Genomic DNA, 18,963 nt, shown 5'->3' on the forward strand with positions numbered 1-18,963 from the left:
GATGCGGCGACCAGTGAAGTCAATGAAAGGAAAACTGGTGTTACGCACACACACGATCTCTCAGATGGGGACCGACCTGGTCGGTCAGACAGTGACATTAACCGGGTGGGTTGACCGCCGCCGTGATCATGGCGGAGTGGTGTTCATTGACCTGAGAGATGCCAGCGGAATCGTGCAGGTTGTTGTCCGCGATGAATCCGTCGCCCATGAGCTGCGTTCAGAATACTGCCTACGGGTAACCGGCGAAGTCAGCGCCCGTCCCGAAGGCAACGAGAATCCGGAACTGTCCACGGGGCAGGTTGAGATTCTGGGCGATGACATTGAGATTCTGAACACCTCGCCGGCTTTGCCTTTCCAGGTGTCGGCCCATGCCGAAGAATCCGGCAGCGTGGGCGAAGAGACACGTCTGCGTTACCGTTTTCTCGATCTGCGTCGCGCCCAGTTGCAGCATGCGATGCGTTTGCGCTCCCGCGTGTCGAGGGCGGCTCGCGAAGCCCTGTACGAACACGATTTCGTGGAAGTTGAAACACCGACATTGACGCGTTCCACCCCTGAAGGTGCCCGCGACTTCATCGTGCCGGCGCGCCTGTCTCCAGGCTGCTGGTACGCCCTGCCTCAGTCACCGCAGTTGTTCAAGCAGCTCCTCATGGTCGGTGGAATGGAACGCTACTTCCAGATTGCGCGCTGCTACCGAGATGAGGACTTCCGAGCTGACCGTCAGCCCGAATTCACTCAGCTTGATATTGAGATGAGCTTCGTCAGCCAGGACGACGTCATTGCCGTGTCCGAGGACGTGCTGCGAGCAGTGTGGGCTGAAATCGGTTACGACTTGAAGACTCCGATCCCACGCATGCCGTTCAACGAAGCAATGGCCAAATACGGCTCCGATAAGCCGGATCTGCGTTTCGGATGCGAACTGATCGACCTGACCGACTACTTCAAGGACACCCCGTTCCGCGTCTTCCAGAACCCGTATGTGGGTGCAATCGTGATGCCAGGCGGTGCTTCACAGCCTCGCCGCACCTTCGACAAGTGGCAGGAATGGGCCAAGGCTCGTGGAGCCAAGGGACTGGCCTACGTGACCATTGCTGAGGACGGAACACTGGGCGGTCCCGTAGCAAAGAACATTTCCGATCAGGAACGCGAAGGCCTGGTCGAGGCCACAGGAGCCAACCCCGGTGACTGCATCTTTTTCGGCGCCGGAAAGCCCACAGCAACCCGCGAACTGCTTGGCGCTGTGCGCCTGGAAGTGGGACGCCGCTGCAACCTGATTGACGAGGACGCATGGTCATTCGTGTGGATCGTCGACGCACCCCTGTTCAAACCGACCGGCGAAGCTGAAGCAGAAGGTGACGTGGCGCTGGGGCACTCCTCATGGACCGCTGTCCACCACGCGTTCACCATGCCGCAGGACGAATGGCGTGACAACTTCGAGGACGATCCGGAGCACGCGTTGTCCTACGCCTACGACATCGTGTGCAACGGCAACGAAATCGGTGGCGGCTCGATCCGTATTCACCGTGACGACATTCAGCAGCGCGTCTTCAACGTGATGGGAATTTCCGAGGAAGAAGCCGAATCGAAGTTCGGATTCCTCATGAGCGCACTGAAGTTCGGCGCACCGCCACACGGCGGCGTGGCATTTGGATGGGACCGCATCGTCTCGCTGCTCACGCATGCCGACTCGATCCGTGACGTCATCGCCTTCCCGAAGTCCGGTGGCGGATACGACCCGCTGACCGACGCGCCCGCGCCGATCACGCCGCGTCAGCGTAAGGAAGCAGGGGTCGATGCGAAACCGCGCAAGCGCGGTGAAACAGACCAGGATCAGAAGGCCGACAAAGCCGACAAGGCGGAGAAGGCCGAAAAGGCTGGCCAGGCTGACAAGTCGTGATCGTCAGTGCCATTTTGTCAGGGCGGCTCGGACACACATGTGTCGGGTCGCCCTCGGCTTTTACGACGCCAGGCGTTCAAACAGTCTGGCACGCCGCGCAAGATAGTCGCCCTCGCTGATCCATCCGGACGAAAAATCAACAGTGCGATTCGGATCCATGATGCGCAGCACCTCCTCGCGACCAATACGCGTGGCCGCGTCGTGGAACAAGACGAGGTCTTCGAAGGCAGCTCGGAGCATTTCGTAACGTAGCGAGTAATACACGCCGAGGTCGTCCGCCGGATACACGACGAATGGGTCGCCTGAGAAGAACGCTCCGCCGGCGCTGGAATCGGCGAACGGATTAATGGGACGCACCGACAGCTGCGAGTAGTAGAAGTCAAACGCCCAGTGCAGGAAACCGCGACTGTTCGCGCAGAACAGCTGCAGACCGAGCATGCGGTGACGAATCGGGCGCTGCGCGATGAAACGGTTGGCCACAGCGTTCGCCTGACCCACGCAGTAGTACACCCAGGATGGCTCGTAGCCAGCCTCACGGAAACGCGTCACCGCAGTGGTGGCCACGATCGGATGGTCAACCAGGTCGATGTAATCCGGATCGGACAGTGCATCGCCCACCATCTGCCCTTCCAGCAGATCGATCACCTGCTTGCGCGCCGCCTGATAGCTGGAACGGTTGGTCTCATCAGGCTCGTCTGAAATATGCCACCAGATCGCATCACCGAGGTTGCGTCCACGGAAATAACCGATGAGGAATGGGATGAGCTGTTCGACAAACGCGCGGTACTTGGGCGAGGTTGCCTCCGTGTCCCATCCGAAACGCCGTTGTTCCCCCTCAGTTGTTTTCACGATGAACTGCGGACACGCGTGCGCACCCCACTGCGTGAACAGGTGTGGCAGTTCGAGGTAGCGGATACCCGCATCCAGTGCCATATCAACCCACCGATCGAGACGCTCCGTGGCGAAGTGGTACGTCCCGTCATAGCTGATATCCAGTAACTGTGCCGCAGGCCTGTAGGTGCCGACCGCCGTGTCGAGTGGGGGAGACCAGATCGGGGTCAGCAAGCTGTTCACGCCCATCTGTGTAGCGGCCCGCACATGATTGGCGAGGGCGTGCCAATGCTGCTCGGACCACATGGGAACGTGAAAGTACGTGGCGAGGCAATCCGGATGCAGCCACTGGGTGTTGATGAAATCGCTGTCGTGGTGTGTCAGATCAACGCCTGTGACAGATACGGTTTGTTCGAACAGATTTGAATCGGCGCGGGTGACAGTTACGGTGATTGTGCCCGAAAATGCCGGCACACTCACCCATACGGCATTCCATCCCATATGGTGCGCCTGCAGCACAACAGTCGTCAGAGCACCGTCGACGCTCGCGTCCAGAGGGGTCAGCAGATCGGGCAGCAGGGATGGTTGGGTTGCCAGATACCCGTCATCTGCATCTGCCGGTGCTGGCAGGCCGGCCGCAACCAGGTCAACGTGACAGACCTGGACGGGCTCACCGTCCGTGCGAATGGTCAACGTCAATTCAGAGCGCGACCAGTACACGTCCTGGTGCTCGTGCCAGGCCACCTGGAAATTGATCGACTGACCGGTGCGCGTGACCAATGGCTGCGTGAGCGAGTCGGGCTCCTCGCTGGGAAGCACCTTTGTCAGGTCGTCAACCAATCGGATATCGACGCGTGAAGTGGGGGCAGCCATCAAGATCCTTCCGCACGGTGTCAGTTGCCTTCCAGTGTGCCATGAAGTTCTCGCCCGTGCCGCCTAACGACGCTGATCAATGGGCACTTTCTTTTTGGAAGAGACACGCGACAAGTTCCAGCGAAGAGGACAAAAATGAGGCACACTAGAGACATGGCTCACATTGAAATGCATCCGGAGAATCCACAAGCCCGCCTGGTCACTAAGACCGTTGACCTCCTCAAGGAGGGTGGCACCATCGCATTACCGACCGACTCGGGATATGCGATTGCCTGCACCCTGGGGAACAAGGAAGGGATGGATGTCATCCGGCAGATCAGAAAACTCGACGAGAAGCACAACTTCTCGTTGCTGTGTCATTCCTTTGCGCAGCTGGGTGAGCTTGTCATCGTCGACAACCACCAATTCCGCACGATTAAGGCGCTGACGCCCGGACCGTACACGTTCATTCTCCAAGGCACCAAGGTCGTGCCTCGTATGACGCTGAACAAGAAGAAGCACACAGTGGGCGTCCGGCTGCCAGATCATGTGATTACTCAAACGATTGTCGAAGCTCTGGGGGAGCCGCTTCTGTGCTCGACTTTGATCATGCCTGGCGAAGACGAGCCGTTGGTGGACGGACACGATGTTGACGACCGCATCGGCAACATGGTGGATCTTGTCATTGTTGGCCCGGTCGGTCTGGCCGAACCGACAACCGTCATCGATTACACCGACGGTACGGCAGTGATCGCCCGTAAGGGCGCTGGCGACACGTCACTATTTGAATAGAAGTTTCCTGTGCGCTCTCGCACTGTGGAATGGCGCAGCGCGAGAGTACACGAATTTGGGAATTTTGCTCACAATCAGTATCCAAATTTCAGTTCCTTAGGTAGCATCCGGCATGGAGCTATATTCGAAGGAGCGATGTTGTGAGCGAACACGTCAGGCGAGAACCGCGCAGGACACGTGTGTGGATCCTGATCGCGGCATGCACTGCCGTGCTGGTTGCGCTGGTCGGTTCGGGGGCTGCCTACGCTGCCCACTACGATGAGCGGGCGCTTCCGCGTACATCTGTTGCCGCTATTCCAGTTTCAGGAATGACGCATGACGAGGTCGTTGCCGCTATCAACGAACGTGCGCAGAACATTCGTGTCACCGCCCGGGTTGATGGCAAAGAAACTGAGATCGCTCTGGCTGACGCCGGTATCCAGATCGACGCCGAAGCCACAGCGACCCTGGCTCTTGAATCGAGCCGTTCCTGGACAAGCCGCCTGCAGGGACTGTTCACATCCCGACAGATCCCGGTGGTGACCACAACGGATGAAGAGGCACTCAGCGCGATGGCGGAAACGCTTGCGCGTCAAGCGGGACCTGCTGCCGTCGATGCGTCCGCCCACTACGACGCCGACCGTGATGCATTCGTGGTTGATCCTGCCGAAAATGGCACAACGATTGACGCGCAAGCACTGACGACAGCTCTGATGGACGCTGCGACAACGCTGGGCGACACGGAAGTTGACCTGTCCTCGACGCAGTCGGAGCCGTCCGTTACCACAGAAGCCGCACAGCAGGCTGCCCAGCAGGCAGATGAAATGCTGGAGACAGACGTTTCACTGACCGACACGATCGACTCCTTCACACCCTCGCGCGCCGACGTTGCCCAGTGGATTTCCTTCGAGAACACGGACAGCAAGCTCACCGCCCACTACTCCTCTGAAGCTGTTGGCTCGTGGGTATCAGCAACTGCCCAAGCCTCAAATGTGGAAGCCGACCCTACGATCAACAACGTCAATGCTGCAGGCGACGTGCTGGTAGAAGCATGGCCAGGTAAACCCGGCCTGAAAGCCAATAATGTCGCTGACCTGTCGAACGCGCTGATGAGTGCCCTCGACAATGGCGAAACGTATGAAGGCACGATCACCTATGACGACGTGCCGCAGGAAACGAAGACGCGCCCGATCGCCCCGGGTGCGGAGAATCTGCCGTATCCGGCTGCTGAGGGCGAAAAGTGGATCGATATTGATCTGACCAGGCTGACGGTCACCCCGTACATCGGCACGAAACAGGCTCACGAACCCATCAGCATTGTTCCCGGCTCACCTGGCCACGAAACGGTCACCGGCCTGTATCACGTCTACCTCAAGTATGAGAAGCAGGACATGGGGTGCACACCCGAGTGGCCATACTGCGCCAAGGGCGTGCCGTGGGTGTCCTACTTCACGGGCTCGTACGCCATGCATGGCGCACCGTGGGTGAGTGAATTCGGATGGTCCGGACCGGGCGGTTCGCACGGATGCCTGAACATGCCCGTGTGGGGCGCAAAACTCATCTACGATTTCGACGAAATCGGCACCCCTGTCATGAGCCACTATTAAGCCGTATCCCTATGGATTTATTTGACAGTGAAGGCATTGACACCAATGGGGTACCCTCGTTCGACGAGCATGCGCCGCTCGCTGTGCGGATGCGCCCCACCTCGATTGACGAGGTCGTCGGGCAGAACCATCTGCTGACGGCGGGATCGCCCCTGCGACGCATGCTGTCAGCGGCAGCAGATTCTGGACCGCTCTCCTCCATGATCCTGTGGGGTCCGCCGGGAACCGGCAAAACGACCCTTGCCTACCTGGTGGCACGCGCCTCACATCGACATTTTGAAGAATTGTCCGCTGTTTCATCGGGAGTCAAGGACATTCGCGATGTCATCGCATCGGCACGCCGTCGCACCGCTGCCAGCGGCGAAGACACCATCTTGTTCGTTGATGAGGTCCACAGATTCTCCAAGTCCCAGCAGGACGCACTGCTTCCGGCTGTTGAAAACCGGTGGGTCACACTCGTGGCGGCGACAACCGAGAACCCGTCGTTCTCCGTCATTTCGCCATTGCTGTCACGTTCTTTGCTGTTGACGCTGCATCCACTCGACGAAGACGGGATTAGCACATTGATTACCCGCTCCCTTGACGATGCTCGCGGACTGAAGAGTGAATTCACCATCGACGAGGCCGCTTTGGCTAGCCTCGTCCGACTGGCAGGAGCAGATGGCCGGAAGGCGTTGACACTGCTTGAAGCTGCAGCAGGTGCGGCGCGCGATGCGGACGATACGGTCATTGCTCAACACCACGTGGAAACCGCCGCAAACCAGGCGCTCGTGCGGTGGGATCAGGACCAGCACTATGACGTGGCTTCCGCGTTTATTAAGTCAATGCGCGGATCTGATGTCGATGCCGCCGTGCACTATTTGGCTCGGATGATCGAAGCGGGGGAGGACCCTCGTTTCATAGCCAGGCGCGTCATGATCTGTGCCTCTGAAGACGTGGGAATGGCGGCGCCGGAAATCCTCGGAATCTGCGTGGCAGCTGCTCAGGCAGTGGCGATGGTCGGCATGCCTGAGGCGCGTATTATCCTGGCACAGGCCGTGATCGCGGTGGCGACCGCCCCGAAATCCAATGCGTCCTATCTCGCGATCGATAAGGCGCTGGCCGACCTGCGCAGCGGGAAAGGCGGCCCGGTGCCTGCTCATCTGCGTGATGCCCATTACGCAGGAGCGAAGAAACTTGGGCACGGGGAAGGCTACCTGTATGCCCACGATGCGCCGCATTCTGTGGCCGCACAACAGTACTTACCGGATGATCTGCAAGGCACTCAGTACTACCGTCCGACTGAAAACGGAATTGAGGCAATGATCACGAAGCGGCTGACAGTGTTAAGGCAGCTGCTGTCCATGGGGTAAGCTATGAGGGTTGTCCACGACAACACCTGGGGTCTTAGCCGTTTGTGTTGACCCCATGTTCGGTTCAACGGGAGCCGGACATGACCCATGAAACAGGAAAGGAAACCGTTTTATGTCGACGAATCGTTCACGGAAGCAGGTGCGCCAGTCACGCGCACTCGGAATCGCACTGACCCCGAAGGCTGTGCGTTACTTTGAGAAGCGCCCCTACGGCCCCGGCGAGCACGGCCGTACCCGCCGTCGCCAGGATTCCGACTACGCCGTTCGTCTGAAGGAAAAGCAGCGTCTGCGCGCACAGTACGGCATCCGCGAAGCTCAGATTCGCCGCATCTTCGAAGAAGCTCGCCGTCAGGACGGCCTGACCGGTGAAAACCTGGTTGAGCTGCTCGAAATGCGCATTGATGCTCTGGTTCTGCGTGCAGGATTTGCCCGCACCATCCAGCAGGCTCGCCAGGTGGTTGTACACCGTCACATCATGGTGGACGGCAAGATCGTTGACCGCCCCTCTTTCCGCGTGAAGCCCGGACAGACGATCCAAGTCAAGCCAAAGTCGCAGACCACTGTTCCGTTCGAGATCGCCGCCTCCGGCGTGCACCGCGATGTACTGCCGGCAGTTCCGGATTACCTCGACGTTGAGCTGGAACGTCTCAAGGCCACACTGGTGCGTCGCCCCAAGCGCGCTGAAGTTCCAGTGACCTGTGACGTCCAGATGGTCGTTGAGCACTACTCACGCTGAGTATGAACGTGTGATGAGGACCCCGGGTGCCTGTGCGCCCCGGGGTCTTTATCGACACACCGTTCGAGGTCGCCCTTCAGGTGTATCTCGCTTTCCCTCTACTTTTCCAATACGATGAGGACACATGCGCACCTCTGAGATTCGTTCCCGCTGGCTCGACTACTTCGCTGCACACGATCACGAAATTCGTCCATCAGTTTCACTGATTTCTCCCGATCCATCGATTTTGTTCACGATCGCGGGGATGGTGCCGTTCATTCCGTATATCACCGGCGTTGAACCGCCGCCGTGGCCGCGCGTTGCATCGGTGCAAAAGTGCATCCGCACCAACGACATCGACAACGTTGGACGTACCACGCGACATGGCACGTTCTTCCAGATGAACGGAAACTTCTCATTCGGTGACTACTTCAAGGAAGGTGCGATCCACCTGGCGTGGAACCTGCTGACCGGCTCGCAAAAGGACGGCATGTACGGCCTGGACGCAGACCGACTGTGGACGACGCTGTGGGAGAATGATGACGAGTCCTACGACGTGCTGACCAAACAGATCGGTATGGATCCGCGCCACATCGTCAAGCTTCCACGCGAGGAAAACTTCTGGGATACAGGCCAGCCCGGGCCAGCCGGTCCGTGCTGTGAGTGGCACTACGACCGCGGCCCTGAATACGGTCCCGAAGCTGTGGGCGGCACCGTTGACCCGGGCGGCGACCGCTACCTCGAACTGTGGAACCTCGTTTTTGACCAGTACATGCGTGGCGAAGGCAGCGGAAAGGACTACCCGCTGCTGGGCGAACTCGATGACAAGGCCATTGACACGGGTGCAGGTCTCGAACGCCTCGCATTCGTCCTGCAGGACAAGCCGAATATGTACGAAATTGACGAGGTTTACCCCGTCATCCAGGCCGTCGAAGAGATGTCCGGGCGCCACTACCATGACGATGCCGATGACGACGTTCGCATGCGCGTGGTGGCTGATCATATTCGCTCCGCGATGATGCTGATCCTCGATGGCGTGCGACCCGGAAACGATGGACGTGGATATGTTCTGCGGCGCCTGATGCGCCGAGCCATCCGGTCGATGCGTCTGCTGGGTGTCGATACATCCTCACTCCCGACGCTGATGCCGGTTTCACGTGACGCCATGGCGCCGTCGTACCCGGATCTGGTGACGAACTGGGATCTTGTCGCAGATGTTGCGTACGGTGAAGAAGAATCGTTCATGCACACCCTCACCTCGGGCACGACGATCCTGAACGCGGCAGTCAAGCAGGCCAGGGAAACGAGCCAGGAGGCGCATTCGACGGCCACCCTCAGCGGTGAAGACGCGTTTGCGCTGCATGACACCTACGGCTTCCCGATTGATCTGACCCTCGAGATGGCGGCCGAACAGGGCGTGAGCGTGGATGAACAGCGCTTCACGGAGCTGATGAACGAGCAGAAGCAGCGTGCTCGCCAGGATGCTCGCGCCAAGAAGACCGGACACGTTGATGTTCGCGTTTTCCACGAGATTGCACATGAGCTGGGCGGGCAGTCTCAGTTCCTCGGATATACCGACATGGCAGCCGACGCGCATGTGGCAGCAATTCTGGTGGATGGTCAGTCAGTGCCCGCAGCAACAGCTCCCGCACATGTTGAGGTCGTCCTCGACCAAACACCGTTCTACGCGGAGATGGGCGGTCAGCAACCCGACCACGGCACCATTCGCGTGGCAGAAGGCGGGGGAGTGGTCCGCATTGATGACGTGCAGGCTCCGATCAAGGGGCTGACGGTCCATCGCGGCGAACTGGTCGAAGGTACCATTTCTGTCGCTGCCGACGCGTGGGCGGAGATCGACACTGAACGCAGGCGCGCCATTGCGCGCGCACACACCGCCACTCACATGATTCATCGCGCTTTGCACCAGATCGTCTCGGACAACGCTACGCAGGCAGGATCGGAGAACTCGCCGTCGCGTCTGCGCTTCGACTTCCGCCACAACAGTGCGCTGGAAGCCAGTCAGGTTGATGACATTGAATCCCTGGTCAACGACCGGCTGTCTGATGATCTGGCTGTGACGGATGAAGTGATGCCAATCGAACAGGCTCTGCAGACCGGAGCTATGGCGTTGTTCGGTGAAAAGTACGGTTCCGAAGTGCGTGTTGTGTCGATCGGCGGCGACTGGTCGAAGGAACTGTGCGCAGGTACTCACGTCCCCACAACCGGACATATCGGACGCATCGCGCTGCTGGGTGAATCATCCATCGGATCCGGTGTGCGCCGTATCGATGCACTGGTCGGATCTGGTGCCTACGGATTCCAGGCTCGCGAACATGCCCTTGTTTCGCAGCTGTCATCGCTGCTCGGAGGGCGCCCCGAAGATCTGCCCTCGCGCGTTGAACAGCTGATGGCGCGTGTGAAGAAAGCAGAGAAAGCGCTCGAGGAGGCCGAAACGCGCGGCGCGCTGGCACATGTCGACCAGCTCATCGCTGAGGCCACAATGCATAATGGCATCCGCGCCGTTGCCGCATCGGCCGGCCAGATGAGTTCTGCCGACAACGTGCGTTCCCTGGCGCTCGCCGTGCGCGACAAGATGGGCGAGGGCGAGCCTGCGGTGGTGGCACTGATCGGAGATATCGACTCCAAGCCGAGTATCGTTGTCGCAACCAACCAGAGTGCGCGTGAGCGCGGCGTCAAGGCTGGAATGCTTGTGCGCACTGCTGCGCAGGTTCTCGGTGGCGGTGGCGGTGGCCGTGATGACGTTGCCCAAGGTGGCGGTCGTGATCTGACGAATATGGATCAGGCCCTGTCAGCGATCACCGACTCGCTGAAGTAAACAGGGAAGGTAGACCTGGTGAGCATGCGAACGGGAGTACGTCTGGGACTGGACGTGGGGACCGTGCGCATCGGTGTGGCCAGGTCCGATGAACGCGGGATCGTGTGCCTGCCGGTGGAGACCGTTCATGTTCAACGAGATCATTCTGAAATCGATGATCTGTTGGACATCATCGATGAATACGATCCGATTGAGATCGTGGTCGGGCTGCCTCGGCACTTGAAGGGGACAGAGGGACAAAGTGCCCATATGGCCCGCAGCGTGGCCAACCGAATTGCGGCACGCTGGCGTGGCGGACGCATCTGTATGGTGGATGAACGCTTAACCTCCAATCAGGCTCACAGCAGGCTCCGGGACAGTAAAGTGGAAACTCACCGCCATCGGGAGATGGTGGACCAGGTCGCGGCTCAGATTATTCTGGAGCTAGCGCTGGAGAGCGAACGAATATCGGGGACTCCGCCAGGGCAAACCGTGTCTCTGGGAGATCCATCGTTGAGTAGTGGAAAGGCCGAACGTGACTGATTCAGACCCATTGCGGCCACCGTTCCCTTCACGAAGGGATCGCCACCGTCACCGGCAAACCTCGCAAGAATCCAGGACCTCTCAGCCCTCACAGCGTGTACCTCGCCCATCGTCAGGGGGCACTCCGGCAGGTGGTGTGGAACTACCGACGCGCGCGCAGCGCCGTGCACAACTCAGTGCCGAGGCGCGCCGCAATGCAGCTCGTCAGCAGCGCAAACGTCGAACTCGACGCAAAATTCGGACCTTTATCGTCATCATTGCCGTGCTGGCTGTTCTGGGCGGAGCGGCGTATGTTGCCGTGTCTGCACTGAAGTCCACCGGAGTTGTGGCGGACCAAAGCGATGACTACCCAGGCCCCGGCTCAGGAAGCGTCGAAGTCACCATTAACAAAGGCGAGATCGGTTCCGATATTGGAGCTAAACTTGTCGAGGCCGACGTGGTGAAGTCAGTTGCAGCCTTTAACCGCGCGTTTGACGCAAATAAGGCGGCATCGGGCATCAAACCCGGCACGTACCAGCTGAAGAAACAGATGTCGGCTTCTGGTGCCGTGGCAGCGTTGCTGGATGAAACCAACCGTACCGAAAACACCGTGACTGTCACCCCAGGTTCGGTACTGAAGCAGACTCTCGATAAAATGCGTGAAGTGAGCGGCTTCAGTGACGAGGCGATTCAGGAAGCCATCAACAACCCTGAAACACTGGGACTGCCTGCGCAGGCTCAGGGTAATCTCGAAGGCTGGCTTGAACCAGGTTCGTACGAGGTATCTCAGGACGATACGCCTGCTGACCTGCTCTCGGAGATGATTCAGGCGCGAGTCGACGCACTGGATCAGGCAGGAGTGCCCGAGGATCAGCGCCAGACCGTCCTGATTAAAGCTTCCATTGTGGAGCGCGAAATGCACCTGGAAAAGTACATGCCGATGGTGGCACGCGTCATTGAAAACCGCCTGAAGGACACTGAAGGTGAAACTCGTGGCCAGCTCAAGATGGATTCCACCGTCCTGTACGGTGTGGGCAAGTATGGCGGCGTTCCTACGAAGGATGACCTGGCCAACGACAACCCGTATAACACCTACCTGATCAAGGGACTGCCTCCGGGGCCCATCGCCTCGCCATCATCCACAGCAATTAACGCGGTCCTCAATCCTGAACCCGGTGACTGGCTTTATTTCGTCACCATCGACCTTGACACCGGTGAAACCCTGTTCGCGACGACGAACGAGGAACAGGAAAAGAACAAGGTAAAGTTCGATGAATATTGCGAAGCCAATCCCGGAAAGTGCTGACACGAGCCGCTGGGCGGCGGTCATTGGGTCGCCCGTGGCGCACTCGTTGTCACCCGTCCTGCACAGGACCGCATGGGACGATCTGGGGTGTGACCCACGGTGGGCCTACCGACGCATCGAATGCGACAGGGACGGCGTTGCATCCCTGATCCAGCAGTGGGATCCGAACTGTCTGGGACTGTCAGTGACCATGCCGTGTAAGCAGGTCATTGCCCCGCTCATGGATGTAGTTGATCCGCTGGCCAAAGCAGTGGGATCCATCAACACTGTCGTCCCGGCAGGCGGGTTACTGACCGGTCTGAACACGGATGTCGAAGGCATCGTGGAAGCTGTCAGGCGAGCGCGCACTGGACTCGAGCCGATTCGCAGCGCAACGATCCTGGGGGGCCGCGCAACTGCCTCATCCGCGCTGGCTGCGCTGAAGAGCATGCACGTTGATGATGTCCGTATCGTCGCGCGGCGCTTTTCGGGGCCAGGATCCGTTGTTATGGCAGAAAGCCGCCTGGGCGTGACCAGTACCCACATCATGTGGGATGACACTGAACGCGTCATCGCCAGCCTGGATGAAACCGATGTCGTGATCTCCACTATGCCGGCCGGCGTGTGTGACAACATTGCCGCACGTGTACGGCCACGATCCGAACAGACTCTGCTGGACGTGGTGTATGCACCGACTATCACACCACTCGTTCAGGCCTACCGTGACCGTGGGGCGCGCATTGCTCACGGCCTCGACATGCTGGTATTCCAGGGACTGGCGCAGGTGCGCGTGATGACCAGTCGAACACCCCGAGTCGAACCCGTCATGGATGCGGTGTATCGTGCAGCGGAAGTACCTCGAGCATCATGATCATGGGCAACGATGTTGGAGCGCTGTCACTGGCGCTGTCGCTGATGGTCTGGATCGCGATCGCCATGTGGCTGAACCGCGCAGGATGGCGCGTTCAGCGTCGCTACTTCACCACCATCAACATGAGGCCCATGAATCGCATGACGGTGGTATGGGTCTGTGCCCTCACCGGCATGGTCACCCTGCTTGCCGCGCATGCCTCACCGATGGCGCCCGCGATCGTCACTCTTGCGATGATCGGGCCTCTGAGCGCGTTCGTTGACGCCAAGACCCATAAGTTGCCCACGCGTTACACCCTCGTCCTTGCTGGGGGTGCCATCATCGGCATCGCGTCAGTCATTTTCTGCAGCGAGTACGCTCAACAGGTCAACGACACGTGGTGGATCTCCATGATCGGCGGAATGGTGATGTGGACTCTGCCCTTGTGGCTGTCAGCGAAGATTTCGCACGGAGCAGGCTACGGTGACGTCAAACTTGCGCCGGTGCTGGGTGCACTGACAGGTATCCCCGGATGGGCATGCACGTTTGGTGGTCTGGTCATCTGTTTTGTGGGAGCGGGCATCGCAGCGGTGTGGGCGATCATTGCACTGGGAGCTCATGGCCGCACCCGCGTCGCTCTGGGCCCGTGGCTCATTGGCGGAGCAGCGCTGGCACTGGTCCTGTGGGAGATCATCCCGTCCTGGCAGATACCTGCGTGAGGCACACGGTAGTGGAATGAGATGCTTCGACGTCGCTCAATGTGACACACTCGGAGCATGCTCAGATGGATCACCGCTGGAGAATCACATGGCCCGGCTCTTGTCGCGACCCTGGATGGACTACCCGCCGGCATCACATGCACGACGCAGACCATCACGCAGGCATTGGCTCGCCGCCGCCTTGGATACGGACGAGGCGCACGTCAACGCTTCGAACAAGACGTCGTGCACATTCTGTCCGGTATTCGTCACGGCACCACCCTCGGATCTCCGATCGCCGTGACCATCGAGAACACAGAATGGCCCAAGTGGGAAACCGTCATGAGTGCGGATCCGGTGGATCCCGACGCATTGCTCGTCAATGCCGGAACCGGCGATGAGCGCGAAGTTGCCCGCAATAAACGCCTGACTCGGCCTCGTCCAGGACACGCTGATCTGCCAGGAATGCTGTCGTACGGCCACGAGGATGCCCGGAATATCCTCGAGCGCGCTTCTGCGCGCGAAACTGCCGCTCGGGTCGCTTTGGGAGCTATTGCCGAGGAATATTTGCGCCAAGTTGCCGGAATTGAACTGGTCAGCCACGTCGTTGCTGTCGGAGACCGCTATGTTGGCTCCACCACGCTTCCGACTCCGCGCGAAACCCAGGCCCTTGATGAGTCGCCCGTACGCACCCTGGATCCGCAGGCTGAACAGAAATTCACGGAGGCGATTGATAAGGCTCAAGGCAACGGTGACACGATCGGTGGTATTGCTGAAGTCATCGCCTACAACGTTCCGATCGGAATCGGCACGCATGTCAGTGCTGACCAACGCCTGGATACCCAGCTTGCCGGTGCGCTCATGTCCATCCAGTCCGTCAAGGCCGTCGAAATCGGTGACGGCTTCCTGCAGGCACGCATGCCTGGGTCAACCGCACATGATGAAATAGTTCATGCCGACGACGGCCACCTGACCCGAACTTCCAACCATGCGGGCGGCATTGAGGGCGGGACCAGCAACGGGCAGCCGATTATTGTGCGCGCAGGCTTCAAACCGATTTCCACGGTGCCGCACGCGTTGCGAACCGTGGATATGGCAACCGGTGAGGATGCTCAGGCACTGCATCAGCGCTCCGACACGTGTCAGGTTGTCCCCGGAGCAGTCATCGCGCAGGCGATGGTCGCCCTCGTCATGGCTCGGGCGCTTCAATCACATGCGGGCGGGAATTCACTGGAAGAATGCAAGCGCAATCTGCGAGCCTACATGGCCGCTATCGAGGCGCGCGCATGAGCGCGATCCCCGCACATCTGCCGATTTTCCTGGTCGGACTGCCGGGGGCAGGCAAGACCCGCGTCGCACGGCTGTTGTCTGAACGCCTCGGAGTGCCGTGCGAAGATACTGATGAGATTGTTGTGCGCACCCAGGGTCGTCCCGTCACTGATATCTTCAGGGACGAGGGCGAAGCAGCTTTCCGTGAATATGAACGTCAGGCGATCGAATTGGTCTTGAACCACCGTTCGGTGATCTCACTGGGCGGGGGAGCTGTGACCTCGCCTCAGGTGCGGCAACTGCTGAAAGGTCAGACCGTTGTTTTTATCGACGCGGACCACGATGAACTGGTGCGCCGGACCTCGGGCAAGAATCATCGTCCGCTCCTGGCAGGTGATGCCGATGCTGCTTTACGCAGACTACGCAGTGAACGCGCAGGCTACTACGATGAAGTGGCGACCATACGTGTGACCTCGGATTCAGGTCCAGTGGAGCGTGTTGTGGAGGACATCGTGATGACGTTCAGTGACGTGACGACACTGACAGTGGACGGACCCGCTCCCTATGACGTCCTGATCGGACACTCGCTTGTGCCACAGGTGTTGACCCACTACGTTCCCGCCGGGTCACGCACCCTCATCGTGCACCCACCGGCAGTGGCCGAGTACGTCAACCAGATCGCTGACAACCTGACGCGCCACGGTGTTGAGGTGGCCGTCATGGAACATCCAGATGGCGAAAGCGGAAAAACCTTTGCGGTCGCGGAAGCTGGATGGCAGGCAGCAGCTGAAGCTCACATTGGCAGACGAGACACCGTGATTGGGATTGGCGGGGGAGCAACCACTGACCTGGCAGGGTTCATCGCCGCCACCTGGCTGCGCGGAGTGGACGTGATCCAGATCCCGACGACGCTCCTGGGCATGGTCGATGCAGCGGTGGGAGGCAAGACCGGTATCAATACGCCGGCCGGCAAGAACCTCGTGGGATCATTTCACACGCCGCGCGTTGTGATCGAGGACGTCGCGCTGCTGGACACGCTGCCGAGCCAGCAGATGCGCTCAGCGATGGGCGAGGTCATCAAGTGCGGTTTCATCGCAGACCGCGCGATCATTGACCTGATTCGTGACCACATCGAAGACACTGCTGTGCTGATCGATCCGCACGGACTCAACCTGCGAGAACTGGTGGAGCGTTCCGTTGCCGTCAAGGTGCGTGTTGTCAGTTCCGACCTCAAGGAATCCGGTATGCGCGAAATTCTTAACTATGGCCACACCCTCGCGCATGCCATTGAGCGGCAGGAAAACTTCACGTGGCGACATGGTGACGCTGTGGCCGTCGGCTGCATCTTTGCCGCCGAACTCGCCCACGCCCGCGGCATGCTCACTGACGAGGATGTCCAGCTTCACCGCGACCTGTTCAGCGCGTTTGACTTGCCTGTGTCCTACAGCGGTGCGCGCCTCGACGACCTTGTCCAGATCATGAAGCTGGATAAGAAAGTGCGCAACGGCGAACTCAGGTTCGTCCTTTTGGACGGTAGTGGCCATCCGGTTGTGCAGGTGGTTGATCCTGAGCAGCTGCGCATTCCAGCGAGCAAGGTAGGCATTCATGCTGACTGAGAGTGGACCGAGTGTCGTCCTTATTGGAGTGACAGGATCGGGTAAGACGACGGTGGGACGGCTCTTGGCTGACCGTCTGGGATTGCGTCTCATGGAGACAGACGACGTGGTCTCACGTGACCTGGATTTGTCCATCCACCAGCTGATTGTGAGCCGCGATCCGCGCCTGGAAGACGCGCAGCGGCGCACAGCTCTTCGTCTGCTCAGCCCAGACGGCCAGGCACGTGGTCAGATCGTCACCCTCAGCGCATCGTTGCCGACAGATGAAGGGGTGCGTGCCGCACTGCTCAAAGCACGCAGCAACGGCACAACCGTAGTGGAGCTGGCTGCCACCCCTGCAGAGATCGCACGCCGAGAGAATATGGGCGCCCCTCGGTCAGTCGCCCTGGGCGCTCCGCGCGCGATGATGACGCAGATGATGAAAGAACTGCGGGAATCATATGCGCCACTGGTTGACGTGAGTGTGAACACGGTTGGGGTCAGTCCCGCTGACGTGGTGAGGAATATTGCTCAATCGTTGTAAGATAGCGGGCGATTAGGTTTTGTCGAGAGTGAAGGAATGCACGTGGCTACTACAAATGATCTGAAGAACGGCCTGGTGATGGTGATTGACGGCCAGCTGTGGCAGGTTGTCGAATTCCAGCACGTCAAGCCCGGTAAAGGCCCTGCATTCGTTCGCACGAAGATCCGCAACGTGATGTCCGGCAAGACCGTCGACAAGACGTTCAACGCAGGCGTCAAGATCGAAACAGCCACTGTGGATCGCCGCGACATGACCTACCTGTACCAAGATGGCGATGACTACGTCTTCATGGATCAGGAAACCTACGAGCAGATCATGGTGCCGCGCGAAACTGTGGGCGACGCCGTGAACTACATGGTGGAGAACCAGGATGTCATCGTCTCCCAGCACGACGGCCAGGTTCTCTTCATTGACCTGCCGGCAACTGTGACACTGACTATTACGCACACCGAGCCCGGCCTTCAGGGTGACCGCTCCTCGGCAGGCACCAAGCCAGCGACGCTCGAAACCGGCTATGAAATCCAGGTTCCTCTGTACATGGAGGAAGGAAGCCGCATCAAGGTTGACACCCGCACCGGCACATACTCCGGACGAGTCACTGACTGACCGTGTCCGCTTTCGCTTTCACTGCCCGCACCAAGGCCCGCAAGCGCGCAGCCGACGTCATTTACGAGGCCGACCAACGCGGTATGGGTCGCAACCCGGAAGTTCTGCGCGACCTTCTGCGTGAGCGGCGTGTCGTTACCGCAGCGCAGACACCGCTGCCGGAATACTCTCTGCAGATTATCGAGGGCGTGGCAGAGCGCCTGCACGACATCGATACATTGCTGCGTCAACACGCAAAAGTGCACGGTCTGGATCGGATGCCGGCCGTTGACCTGGCCGTGCTGCGCGTTGCAGTGTGGGAACTGCTTGTGAACGAGGACGACGTTCCTCCGCTGGTTGTCATTGACGAGGCGGTGTCGATCGTGAAGTCCATTTCGACTGATGATTCGCCTGCTTTTGTCAATGCCGTGCTCGATGCGATTCGGCGTGGCCTCGAGACGCCATCGTGGACGCGTGAGCGTGTGATGGACGAGCCTGCACGTCTTGACGAGCCTGCCCCGGACAGCGGCAGCGAAGCTGACACGCAGAATCCGAGCTTTGCTGATGTTGAAAAGCAGCATCCAAGCCTTGCGGATGTTGAAAATATGAATATGGATGAGCTTGACGAGCTCTTGTCGGACTACTGAGCCTGGAGGCCGCTTCCACTAAACGGAAGCGGCCTTCACGTATGTAATGTCACCTCGGCGCGCCCGCCGACAGACGCGCGAGTGCGCTACTCTAAAAACCGGAACGATCAACCTTTAAGGTCCGTCCTGTG

General features: G+C 59.4%; 16 protein-coding genes. 15 read left to right on the forward strand and 1 reads right to left on the reverse strand.

Going from position 1 to position 18,963, the window contains the following annotated elements:
- Positions 1-37 precede the first annotated feature (37 nt).
- Positions 38-1,894: an aspartate--tRNA ligase gene (gene aspS / locus QP093_RS00110; protein ID WP_285014013.1), complete on the forward strand. Its 1,857-nt coding sequence runs from the start codon at positions 38-40 to the stop codon at positions 1,892-1,894.
- A gap of 60 nt (positions 1,895-1,954) precedes the next feature.
- Here the strand turns inward: aspS and QP093_RS00115 are convergent, their stop codons facing one another.
- Positions 1,955-3,598: a DUF4091 domain-containing protein gene (locus QP093_RS00115; RefSeq protein WP_285014014.1), complete on the reverse strand. Its 1,644-nt coding sequence runs from the start codon at positions 3,596-3,598 to the stop codon at positions 1,955-1,957.
- A gap of 153 nt (positions 3,599-3,751) precedes the next feature.
- On the opposite strand from QP093_RS00115, the gene QP093_RS00120 reads away from it, so the two are divergent.
- The 14 genes from QP093_RS00120 to nusB all read left to right on the forward strand — a co-directional run bounded on the left by QP093_RS00120 (position 3,752) and on the right by nusB (position 18,832).
- A complete protein-coding gene (locus QP093_RS00120; protein ID WP_058236807.1) occupies positions 3,752-4,369 on the forward strand; it encodes an L-threonylcarbamoyladenylate synthase in 618 nt (205 codons plus the stop codon).
- A 140-nt stretch (positions 4,370-4,509) separates the two neighbouring features.
- Positions 4,510-5,955, forward strand: a complete 1,446-nt coding sequence (locus QP093_RS00125; RefSeq protein ID WP_285014015.1) for a L,D-transpeptidase family protein — start codon at positions 4,510-4,512, stop codon at positions 5,953-5,955.
- A gap of 11 nt (positions 5,956-5,966) precedes the next feature.
- Positions 5,967-7,307, forward strand: a complete 1,341-nt coding sequence (locus tag QP093_RS00130) for a replication-associated recombination protein A (RefSeq protein ID WP_285014016.1) — start codon at positions 5,967-5,969, stop codon at positions 7,305-7,307.
- Between the two features lie 112 nt (positions 7,308-7,419).
- The gene (rpsD, locus tag QP093_RS00135; RefSeq protein ID WP_058236804.1) at positions 7,420-8,043 is read left to right on the forward strand and encodes a 30S ribosomal protein S4; all 624 of its coding nucleotides are present in this window, start codon (positions 7,420-7,422) and stop codon (positions 8,041-8,043) included.
- A gap of 124 nt (positions 8,044-8,167) precedes the next feature.
- Positions 8,168-10,858, forward strand: a complete 2,691-nt coding sequence (gene alaS, locus QP093_RS00140) for an alanine--tRNA ligase (protein ID WP_285014017.1) — start codon at positions 8,168-8,170, stop codon at positions 10,856-10,858.
- 24 nt (positions 10,859-10,882) lie between these two features.
- Positions 10,883-11,380: a Holliday junction resolvase RuvX gene (gene ruvX / locus QP093_RS00145; RefSeq protein WP_058236802.1), complete on the forward strand. Its 498-nt coding sequence runs from the start codon at positions 10,883-10,885 to the stop codon at positions 11,378-11,380.
- A 136-nt stretch (positions 11,381-11,516) separates the two neighbouring features.
- On the forward strand, positions 11,517-12,665 hold the full coding sequence (gene mltG, locus QP093_RS00150) for an endolytic transglycosylase MltG (protein WP_285014018.1): 1,149 nt from the start codon (positions 11,517-11,519) through the stop codon (positions 12,663-12,665).
- Positions 12,631-13,515 carry a shikimate dehydrogenase gene (locus tag QP093_RS00155; protein WP_285014019.1) on the forward strand — a complete coding sequence of 295 codons (885 nt, stop codon included), beginning with the start codon at positions 12,631-12,633 and terminating at the stop codon, positions 13,513-13,515. The genes mltG and QP093_RS00155 overlap by 35 nt, the downstream gene beginning before the upstream one ends.
- Positions 13,516-13,517: 2 nt before the next feature.
- Positions 13,518-14,213 (forward strand): prepilin peptidase, encoded by a 696-nt coding sequence (locus QP093_RS00160; protein ID WP_285014020.1) that lies wholly within the window; start codon positions 13,518-13,520, stop codon positions 14,211-14,213.
- Positions 14,214-14,270: 57 nt separating this feature from the next.
- The gene (aroC, locus tag QP093_RS00165; RefSeq protein WP_285014021.1) at positions 14,271-15,482 is read left to right on the forward strand and encodes a chorismate synthase; all 1,212 of its coding nucleotides are present in this window, start codon (positions 14,271-14,273) and stop codon (positions 15,480-15,482) included.
- Positions 15,479-17,077, forward strand: coding sequence for a 3-dehydroquinate synthase (gene aroB / locus QP093_RS00170; protein WP_285014022.1), 1,599 nt, complete (start codon positions 15,479-15,481; stop codon positions 17,075-17,077). The genes aroC and aroB overlap by 4 nt, the downstream gene beginning before the upstream one ends.
- Positions 17,067-17,600, forward strand: a complete 534-nt coding sequence (locus tag QP093_RS00175; RefSeq protein WP_058236797.1) for a shikimate kinase — start codon at positions 17,067-17,069, stop codon at positions 17,598-17,600. The genes aroB and QP093_RS00175 overlap by 11 nt, the downstream gene beginning before the upstream one ends.
- A 42-nt stretch (positions 17,601-17,642) precedes the next feature.
- Positions 17,643-18,206: an elongation factor P gene (gene efp / locus QP093_RS00180; RefSeq protein ID WP_058236796.1), complete on the forward strand. Its 564-nt coding sequence runs from the start codon at positions 17,643-17,645 to the stop codon at positions 18,204-18,206.
- 2 nt (positions 18,207-18,208) lie between these two features.
- On the forward strand, positions 18,209-18,832 hold the full coding sequence (gene nusB, locus QP093_RS00185; RefSeq protein WP_285014023.1) for a transcription antitermination factor NusB: 624 nt from the start codon (positions 18,209-18,211) through the stop codon (positions 18,830-18,832).
- The last annotated feature ends 131 nt before the right edge of the window (positions 18,833-18,963 follow it).

Origin of the sequence: Pauljensenia sp. UMB10120 (assembly GCF_030212035.1) — a bacterium.
In the GTDB taxonomy this organism is placed as follows: Bacteria; Actinomycetota; Actinomycetes; order Actinomycetales; family Actinomycetaceae; genus Pauljensenia; species Pauljensenia radingae_A.